The following is a 2,413-nucleotide window of genomic DNA, read 5'->3' as shown; positions in this document are numbered from 1 at the left end:
CAGAGGATCGGCGGCTCCTGGTACTACCTGGCGGGCTCCGGCGCCATGAGGACCGGCTGGCTGAAGTCGGGCGGCGCGTGGTACTTTCTCCGGGACTCCGGCGCCATGGCCACGGGCTGGGCCCAGGTGGATGGACGCTGGTACTATCTCGATAGCTCCGGCACCATACAGACCGGCTGGCTCAAGCAGGGGAGTGCGTGGTACTACCTTGACGGCTCGGGCGCCATGGTGACGGGCAAGCGCACGATTGGGGGAATTTCCTACTCCTTCGACAGCTCGGGGGCTATGCGCTAGGCTCGCGGTTTTCTTGAGGTATACTTAAGCGGTATGCCCATTCGATAGCTACGGGAGATAAGTTGAAAGTACTCGCCATTGTGCCCGCCTACAACGAGGAGGAGAATATCGTCTCCACAGTTGAGGATCTTCGGCGCAACGCTCCGGGCGTTGATCATGTGGTCATCAACGACGGCTCTTCCGATTGCACGGAGGCGCTGTGCGAGGAGCACGGATTCAGCGTCATTACGTTGCCGGTGAACCTCGGGCTTGCCGGGGGTTTCCAGACGGGTATGAAGTACGCCTATGCCCATGGCTACGATTACGCCATCCAGTTCGATGCCGACGGGCAGCATTCGGCGGCCTACGTGTGGCCCATGGTGCATCAGGCCGAGGCCGATGGATCTGACATTGTGATCGGCTCGCGCTTCTGCGCGCAAAAGAAGCCGCTGTCGGCCCGCATGATCGGCTCGGCGCTCATCACGGTCATGATCCGCCTCACCACGGGACAGCGGGTGGAAGATCCCACCTCGGGCATGCGCCTGTTTGATCGGGCCATGATCCGTCGGTTCGCCCATAGCTGGGATTACAGCCCCGAGCCCGACACTATCGCTCTCTGCATCCGCAATGGAGCCCGGGTGTCCGAGATGCAGGTGGAGATGCGCGACCGCGTGGCAGGGGAGAGTTATCTGAATTTCACGAAGTCCGTGTCCTATATGTTGCGCGTCTGCATATCCATCATGTTCGTGCAGTGGTTCCGGAAGAAGGGGAACTAGATGTACTGGGTTGCGCTCATTGCGGGGGCGGTACTCGCCCTGGCCTACGTGGTCGTGAAGATTCGCCACAACCAGCTGACCACCTCCGATGCGGTATTCTGGTTCCTGTTTGCCCTCGCCCTTATTGTTATGGCGATCTTTCCGCAGGTCATCTACGGCTTTTCCTCGGTGCTCGGCATTGAGTCGCCGGCGAACTTCGTATTCCTCTGCATGCTGGTCGTGGTCATCTACCGTCAGCTCATTATGGCGGTGGAGCATGCGCGCCTGCGCAACAAAATCACTCAGCTGACCCAGGTTATCGCTCTTTCCCGTATCGACAATTCGACTGAGGGGGAGATGGGGCGCGAGGACCGATAGGCTCAGTCGTCCTGGGATCTGCGATCTCGGGGGGGGGTGTTCGAGACGCGCCCGGGCCCTAGCGTCATCCCCACGGAGTAACGGGAAGGGGGGCTCCGCACTGCCCGTGCAGAGCCCCCCTTCCCGTGGGACAAGGCCGAAAACCGTTCCCTACCAGACGTATACCTTCGTGCCACGGGGAATCTTATCGTAGATCCACTTCGCGTTGCCCAGCTCCAGCCGCACGCAACCATGGGAGAGGCCCATGCCCACACGGCCGTCCATGATAGAAGTGGGGCGGGAGGTTTGGTAGTACAGCACCGAGTGGAACAGATAGTTGCCGTAGAACTGCGTGTAGTAGAAGCAGCGGGACGCACCCGAGTCGAAGTAGTAGCCTTTGGCCTTCACGGTGAAACGACCCTTTACCGTGGGGGTGGAGGACTTGCCCGGGGCGCAGTCCATCATGCGCTGAAGCTCCCAGTTGCCCTTCGAGCCCCAGAACACACCCACTTTGCAGCGCTTGGTGTCCACGAGAATGAGCCAGTTGGTGGAGCTGGATTCGGGCTGGGCCCACTTCGTGAACAACTCTTCGACCTTATCGTAGCCGCGCCATGCGCCGCTGGCGCTGAAATTGCTGGTGCGACCGTTGATAGTGCGACTGCCCGTGACCATGGCGCCCGAGCCGTCAAGATAGTACCAGGTGCCGTCCAGGTCGAGCCACCCCTTCTTCATGGCGCCCGAGGTGGGGTTCAGGTAGTACCAGGTGCCGGAGACCTTCTTCCAGCCCGTGGCCATGGCGCCGCTCGCGTTCAGGTAGTACCACGACCCGCGCTTCAGCCAGCCGGTCTGCATGGCGCCCGAGCTGGCCAGGTAGTACCAGCGCCCATCTACCTGGACCCATCCCTTCTTCATGGCGCCCGAGGTGGGGTTCAGGTAGTACCAGGTGCCGGAGACCTTCTTCCAGCCCGTGGCCATGGCGCCGCTCGCGTTCAGGTAGTACCACGACCCGCGCTTCAGCCAGCCGGTCT

At 61.4% G+C, this 2,413-nt stretch carries 3 protein-coding genes and 1 pseudogene; 3 read left to right on the top strand and 1 reads right to left on the bottom strand.

Annotated features, from left to right (window positions below; all coding sequences use genetic code 11):
* The 3 genes and pseudogenes from F8D48_RS11405 to F8D48_RS11395 all read left to right on the top strand — a co-directional run.
* Positions 1–294: pseudogene (locus F8D48_RS11405) on the top strand (N-acetylmuramoyl-L-alanine amidase family protein); the annotation flags it as partial.
* A 62-nt stretch (positions 295–356) separates the two neighbouring features.
* Complete coding sequence (locus F8D48_RS11400; RefSeq protein WP_151432153.1) at positions 357–1,049, top strand: glycosyltransferase family 2 protein; 693 nt, start codon at positions 357–359, stop codon at positions 1,047–1,049.
* A complete protein-coding gene (locus F8D48_RS11395) occupies positions 1,050–1,406 on the top strand; it encodes a DUF2304 domain-containing protein (RefSeq protein ID WP_151432151.1) in 357 nt (118 codons plus the stop codon).
* Positions 1,407–1,556: 150 nt separating this feature from the next.
* On the opposite strand, the gene F8D48_RS11745 is transcribed toward F8D48_RS11395, so the two are convergent.
* Positions 1,557–2,413, bottom strand: an 857-nt coding sequence (locus F8D48_RS11745; protein ID WP_170272817.1) for a L,D-transpeptidase family protein, incomplete at its 5' end; no start/stop codon positions are given.

The sequence above is a fragment of the Adlercreutzia muris genome (genome assembly GCF_008831045.1).
Lineage (GTDB): Bacteria > Actinomycetota > Coriobacteriia > Coriobacteriales > Eggerthellaceae > Adlercreutzia > Adlercreutzia muris.
The sequence above is the reverse complement of the archived record's forward strand: the minus strand, read 5'-3'. Positions and strand labels throughout refer to the sequence as shown.